Raw genomic sequence first — 5,967 nt, 5'->3', positions numbered from 1 at the left:
GGGTCACCTGCGTGGCCGATGTGGTCACGGACGAGCCCGCCCTGAGCGCCCTGCACGACGCGGGCCTGCACGGGATCGCCTACTGGGAGGTCTACGGCAAGAGCAACGAGGACTGGACCATCGAGGCCCGGGACGCGGTCATCGACCAGATCACTCGGATCCCCACCCCGCCCGGGGCCGGGGTCTCCCCGCACGCCCCCTACTCGCTCGACGTGCAGCCCCTGCTCGACATCCCGGACCTCGTGCGCGAGCGGGACATGCGCCTGCACATCCACCTTGCCGAGGCCCACATGGAGCGGGAGCGCAACGCGGGGCACACCGAGTGGCCGGAGCTCGGCGCGGAGAGCTTCCGGGCGCTGCGCTCGCGCGGGATCGGGGTGTCCTCCACCCAGTTCGTCGACCACCTCGGCGTGCTCGGCCCCGACTGCCACATCGCGCACGGGGTGTACGTCAGCGCGGGCGACCGCGCCCTGCTCCGGGCGCGCGGCACGAGCGTCGCGCTCTGCCCGAGGTCCAACGAGATCATCGGCCTCGATATGCCCCCCGTCGCCGCCTATCTCCGGGAGGGCAGCCCGATCGCGGTCGGCACCGACTCGCTCTCCTCCTCGCCGAGCCTCGACCTCCTCGACGACGTGGCGGCCCTCTACCGGGTCGCCCGGACGCAGGGCTACGCCGAGCGAGACCTGCACGCGCGGCTCTTCGCGGCCGCGACGCTGGGCGGGGCCGCCGCGCTCGGCCTGAACGTGGGGAAAAACCGCGTCGGCCAGCTCGTCGTCGGCGCGCTCGCGGACCTCGCCTTCTTCGAGGTGTCCGGGGAGGACCCGGACGAGACGCTCGCCGAGCTCGTCGAGGGCGGCGGCGGGCGCTGCGTGCGCACCGTCATCTCGGGCACCGAGCGCTTCGCGCGTCACACGGCGACATCCGCGCCGCCCGCCGCCACGCCGTAGCCTAAGCTTGATCCGTCACCCACCCGTTTCATCAGCACCGCAGGAGACTCACATGCTTCGCTCAACCCGATTCGGCGCCATCGCCGCAACCGCAGCCGCGCTGCTCGTCCTGACCGGATGCGCGTCGCCCTCCTCCTCCGAGGACGCGTCCGAGACGGTCACCCCGGGGACGCTCACCGTCGCCACGGGTGAGCCCGCCTACTCGCCGTGGGTGATTGACGACAGCCCCGAGAACGGCAAGGGCCTCGAGTCCGCCGTCGCCTACGCCGTCGCCGAGGAGCTGGGCTTTGCCAAGGAGGACGTGACCTGGATCCGGACGAGCTTCGACGCCGCGATCGCTCCCGGCGCGAAGGACTTCGACCTGAACCTCCAGCAGTACTCGGCAACCGAGGAGCGCCGCAAGGCCGTTGATTTCTCCTCGCCCTACTTCGTGACCACCCAGGCCGTCGTGGCCACCTCGGGCACGGCCTTCGCGGACGCCACCACCGCGGCCGACCTGAAGGGCGCCAAGATCGGCGTCGCCTCCGGCAGCACGAGCCTCGACTCGGTGACCGAGGCCATCGACCCCACCGAAGAGGTGCAGGTCTTCAACAGCAACGACGACGCGATCCAGGCCCTGAACGCCGGGCAGATCGACGCCCTCGTGACCGACCTGCCGACCTCCTTCTTCATCGTGGACTCCGGCCAGGTCACCGACGGGAAGATCGTCGGCCAGCTGGACGGGTCCACCTCCGGCGGCGACGAGCTCGCTATCCTGCTGCCCAAGGACTCCCCGCTGACCGAGAAGGTCACCGCCGCGGTGGACACCCTGCGCGACAACGGCACCCTCGACGCGATCGCCGAGGAGTGGCTGGCCGAACAGGGCGCGCCCGTCCTCGGCTAAGCCACCGCCCGCCCCCACCAGAGAAAGCCGTCCCCCAGACGTGACCCCAGCAGCCGAAGAACGACCCGGCTCCGCCACTCCCGCCGCCGTGCGCCGCCCCGAACCCTCGCTGATCGAGGTGGGGCGGCGCGAGGTTCGTCGTCGCCAGAACACCCGCTCCGTGCTCATCAGCGTCGTCTCGACGCTGGTCTTCGCGGCCGTGGCCGTGTTCGCGCTCACCTCGAGCCCGGGCTGGCCGCGCGTCCAGGCCTCGTTCCTCGACTGGGACAGCGCGGTTGCCTCCTTCCCGAAGATCCTGCAGGGGCTGTGGCTCAACGTGCGCGTGCTCGTTGTCGCCGCGATCGGCGTCGCGATCTTCGGCACCCTGCTCGCGGTCGCCCGCACCCTGCGCGGCCCCGTCTTCACCCCGATCCGGCTCCTCGCCGCGGGATACACGGACCTGTTCCGCGGCATCCCCGTGCTGCTCGTGCTCTACCTCGTCGGCTTCGGCCTGCCGGGTCTCGATCTCTTCGCCCGGATGCCCGCCGCCTTCTGGGGCACGATCGCCCTCATCCTCTGCTACTCGGCCTACGTCGCCGAGGTGCTCCGCGCGGGCATCGAGGCCGTGCACCCCTCCCAGCGGCTGGCGGCGCGCTCCCTGGGGCTCAGCCACGGCAAGACGCTGCGGCTCGTGGTGCTCCCGCAGGCCGTGCGCAAGGTCACCCCGGCGCTCATGAACGACTTCGTCTCGATGCAGAAGGACGTGGGCCTGATCTCCGTGCTCGGGGCCGTGGACGCGATCCGCGCCGCGCAGATCGCGGTCGCCAAGAACTACGACTTCACCCCCTACGTCGTGGCGGGCATCCTGTTTGTGCTCCTGGCCCTGCCGGTGATCCGCATCACGGACTGGGTGACCGCGCGGCAACAACGCCGCGAGCAGATCGGAGGCACCGTCTGATGCTGGACACCAGTCCTGCCACCCCCGTGCTCCGGGTGCGCGGCGTGCACAAGTGGTTCGGGGAGACCCCCGTCCTCCGGGGGATCGACCTCGGCGTGTCCGCCCACGAGGTCGTCGTCCTGATCGGGGCCTCCGGCTCCGGCAAATCGACCCTGCTGAAAACCGTCAACCTCCTGGAGGGGGTGGACGACGGCCAAATCTTTCTCGCGGGCGACGACATCACCGATCCGCGCGTGGACGTGGACCGCGTCCGCGCCCGCATCGGCGTGGTCTTCCAGCACTACAACCTGTTCCCGCACCTCACCGTGCTCGACAACGTGACGCTCGCGAGCCGCAAGGTGTTCGGCGAGAAGCGAGAGGTGGCCGAGCGGCGCGGACGGGAGCTGCTCACCCGGATTGGACTGCAGGACAAAGCGAAAGACTACCCGGATCGGCTGTCGGGCGGACAGCAGCAGCGGGTCGCCATCGTGCGTGCGCTCACGACGGACCCCGAGCTGCTCCTCCTGGACGAGATCACGAGCGCCCTCGACCCGCAACTGGTCGGCGAGGTGCTCGACCTGGTCCGCGAGCTGAAGGCCTCGGGGAGCACGATTGTGATGGCGACGCACGAGATGAGCTTCGCCCGCCGCGTCGCGGACCGGGTCGTGTTCCTCAAGGACGGCCGGATCATCGAGTCGGGGTCGCCGCAGCAGCTCTTCGACGACCCGCAGCACCCGGACACCCGCGAGTTCCTGTCGCGGCTGCGCGACCCGCTCGCCTAGGTCGCGTTCGCGCGCAGGTGCTTGCGCTGTCGGATATAGAGCTGTTTCCGGACCCGGGCGACCACGTCCCCCGCGGCGTCGGTCACGTCGACCTCGAGCCAGCGCAGCACCTTCTCGCCGGTCGCGGCGGCCTCCCGGATCTCGGCCACGAGCTCCGGGGTCACCGCAAAGTGGGCGGTGAGCGCGGTGCGCCCGGGCGCGATGAACTCGGCCTCGACCGCACGATCCCACACGTAGTGGTCCTTGCCGAGGTGATGCAGGAGCATGATCGCGAAGAAGGGGTCGGTCAGGGACAGGATCGAGCCGCCGAACTGGGTGCCCTGGTTGTTCCGGGAGAGCCGGGAACTGCGCAACCGTGAGGTGAGCCGGGTGAAGTCCTTGTCGAGTTCGATGACGCTGATCCCCGCGCCGAGAAACGGCGGCCAGAGCCACATGCCGCGGCGGAGAGCGTGTGCGCTGAAGTGAACGGCCATGCCGGTATTCTCGCGGCTCGGACGCGAAATCGGGGGCTCGGCTGTGCGGAAGGTGAACCCGGGGCGGCCCGGGGCGGGCCCCGGGTGGAGGGGGCCGACAAGCGCGCCAGCGGCCGGGCCCGGCGCGGCGGGGACGCGGCCCGGGGCCCCAGGCCCGATTGCGCCCGGGCCGGAGAAGTGTGAGAGCCTGTCTCGGGACGGCCGAGAGGAGCCAGAGGCAATGACGTCGCAGCGACGCGCAGCACCGGGAGCGAAGACCCCCGAGACCGATCCTGCGCCCGCCGCGGGGGCGCTCTCCCGGGAGCGCATCGTGACCTCGGCCCTGCGCATCCTCGACCGCTCGGGGGCCGAGGCGCTGAACATGCGTGCCCTCGCCGCCGCGCTCGGGGTGCGCCCCTCGGCCCTGTACCGGCACGTGTCCGGGAAGGCCGGGGTGCTCGCCGGTATTCGCTCCCACATCGCCCAGTCGGTTGCGGACCCGGGCAACGAATTCGAGCAACTGCCCTGGGACGAGGCCCTGACGAACTGGGCCATCCGCTACCGGGGGGTCTTCGCGCGGCACCCGAACGCGGTGCCGCTGCTGGGGGTGACCCCGTTCACGGACGAAGCCGAGACCGTTGCGGTCTACGAGGGCCTCATCCGGGTGCTCACCCGGGCGGGGTGGACCCCGGCGGAGGCGCTGGATATCGCGAACGTCTTCGATTCCTTCCTGCTGGGCTCAGCCCTCGACCTGGCCGCCGAGGAAGAGGTCCTGACCGCGGGCACGGTGGCCGATGCCCCCGCGTTCCGGGCGGCGGTGGAGGACCGGCGGCTTCGCAACGCCCGGGCGGGCACCTCGGCCGCGGAGGCCGCGTTCCAGGCCGGGCTGGGGCTCCTGCTGGCCGCGCTCCGGGCGCAGCTCGCCGAGCGCGGCCCCGGCGAGGGCTGAGGCCGCCCCGCCTCGCGCGGGCGCAGGCTCGGCAGCGGCCGGGCTTCCGCGCGCCCGCGGCGCCGGGCTGTCACGCCGGGCTGCCACGCCGGAATGATCGCGCGTTTGACAGTCACCCCGTCTCGTTTTACGATCAGGGCACCCTGTGTGAACAGCGTTCACTGCGGGAAGTCATATATCGAAGGAGATGTATCGTGTCGAGAAACCAGGGCCCCGCGCTGCGCCGGTCGATCGGGTTCGCGGGGCTGCTCGCGTTCGGGCTGTCCTACATGGCGGTGACGACCGTGTTCACCACCTACGGGATCGTCAACCAGATCACCGAGGGCCGCCTCCCGCTGTCCTACGTGGTCGCGGTCATCGTGATGCTCTTCACCGCGAGCAGCTACGCCGCAATGGTGCGCCGCTACCCCGTCGCGGGCTCGGCATACACCTACACCCAGCAGGCCTTCGGCGGCGGCGTCGGCTTCCTGACCGGCTGGATCCTGCTGCTGGACTACCTGTTCATCCCCATGATCAACTTTATGATCCTCGGGCTGTACCTCGGCACCCAGTTTCCCACCGTGCCGGACTGGGTCTTCATGCTGGCCTGCCTGCTCGGCGTGCTGGTCTTCAACCTGCTGGGCATCACCCTGGTCAACAAGGTCAACCTCGTCGTCATCGCCGCGTCCCTCGCCGCGATCGGGGTGTTCGCGTTCCTCGCGATCAAGGCCGCGGTCGGCGACCCGAACGCCCCGGGCATCTTTGAGCCCTTTATCCCCGGGGCCGAGGGCTTCAGCCCCATCTTCACCGGCGCCGCCGTGCTCGCCCTGTCCTTCCTCGGCTTTGACGCCGTATCCACACTGTCGGAGGAAGCGAAGAACCCCCGCAAGCACATCCCACTGGCGATCATCTTCACCACCCTGATCGGCGGGCTGCTGTTCATCGTCGTCTCCTGGCTCGGGGCCCGCGCCTACGCGCTCGCCGACTGGAGCCTCGCCTCGCAGGAGCTGCTGGACGCGGCGGGCGTCGTCCTCTTTGAACACCTCGGCGGCCAGGCCT

At 70.6% G+C, this 5,967-nt stretch carries 7 protein-coding genes; 6 read left to right on the top strand and 1 reads right to left on the bottom strand.

The genetic code is table 11. The features are described 5' to 3' along the window. The 4 genes from OOT08_RS02075 to OOT08_RS02060 form a co-directional block, all read left to right on the top strand. Window positions 1-947 (top strand): amidohydrolase family protein (locus tag OOT08_RS02075; RefSeq protein ID WP_325090897.1); only part of this gene is annotated, 947 nt, incomplete at its 5' end. Between the two features lie 52 nt (window positions 948-999). Further along, window positions 1,000-1,830: an ABC transporter substrate-binding protein gene (locus OOT08_RS02070; protein ID WP_325090896.1), complete on the top strand. Its 831-nt coding sequence runs from the start codon at window positions 1,000-1,002 to the stop codon at window positions 1,828-1,830. A gap of 40 nt (window positions 1,831-1,870) precedes the next feature. Continuing rightward, window positions 1,871-2,767: an amino acid ABC transporter permease gene (locus tag OOT08_RS02065; protein WP_442916155.1), complete on the top strand. Its 897-nt coding sequence runs from the start codon at window positions 1,871-1,873 to the stop codon at window positions 2,765-2,767. Beyond that, entirely contained in the window at window positions 2,767-3,528 is a 762-nt protein-coding gene (locus OOT08_RS02060) for an amino acid ABC transporter ATP-binding protein (protein ID WP_325090895.1), read from the top strand. The genes OOT08_RS02065 and OOT08_RS02060 overlap by 1 nt, the downstream gene beginning before the upstream one ends. On the opposite strand, the gene OOT08_RS02055 is transcribed toward OOT08_RS02060, so the two are convergent. Next, the gene (locus tag OOT08_RS02055; RefSeq protein ID WP_325090894.1) at window positions 3,525-4,001 is read right to left on the bottom strand and encodes a DUF4442 domain-containing protein; all 477 of its coding nucleotides are present in this window, start codon (window positions 3,999-4,001) and stop codon (window positions 3,525-3,527) included. The genes OOT08_RS02060 and OOT08_RS02055 overlap by 4 nt on opposite strands. Window positions 4,002-4,221: 220 nt before the next feature. Here OOT08_RS02055 and OOT08_RS02050 point away from each other — a divergent pair, with 220 nt between their 5' ends. After that, window positions 4,222-4,929, top strand: coding sequence for a TetR/AcrR family transcriptional regulator C-terminal domain-containing protein (locus OOT08_RS02050; protein WP_325090893.1), 708 nt, complete (start codon window positions 4,222-4,224; stop codon window positions 4,927-4,929). Window positions 4,930-5,123: 194 nt separating this feature from the next. Further along, the coding region (locus OOT08_RS02045) for an APC family permease (protein ID WP_325090892.1) at window positions 5,124-5,967 on the top strand (844 nt) is incomplete at its 3' end.

The sequence above is a fragment of the Leucobacter sp. M11 genome, assembly GCF_035726885.1.
GTDB lineage: Bacteria > Actinomycetota > Actinomycetes > Actinomycetales > Microbacteriaceae > JAPFRB01.
The sequence above is the reverse complement of the archived record's forward strand: the minus strand, read 5'-3'. Positions and strand labels throughout refer to the sequence as shown.

What these genes read in the sequence shown, in the direction of transcription:
- OOT08_RS02050 (WP_325090893.1), top strand. Translation starts at nt 4,222, where the DNA reads ATGACGTCGCAGCGACGCGCAGCACCGGGAGCGAAGACCCCCGAGACC.
- OOT08_RS02055 (WP_325090894.1), bottom strand. Translation starts at nt 4,001, where the DNA reads ATGGCCGTTCACTTCAGCGCACACGCTCTCCGCCGCGGCATGTGGCTC.
- OOT08_RS02060 (WP_325090895.1), top strand. Translation starts at nt 2,767, where the DNA reads ATGCTGGACACCAGTCCTGCCACCCCCGTGCTCCGGGTGCGCGGCGTG.
- OOT08_RS02070 (WP_325090896.1), top strand. Translation starts at nt 1,000, where the DNA reads ATGCTTCGCTCAACCCGATTCGGCGCCATCGCCGCAACCGCAGCCGCG.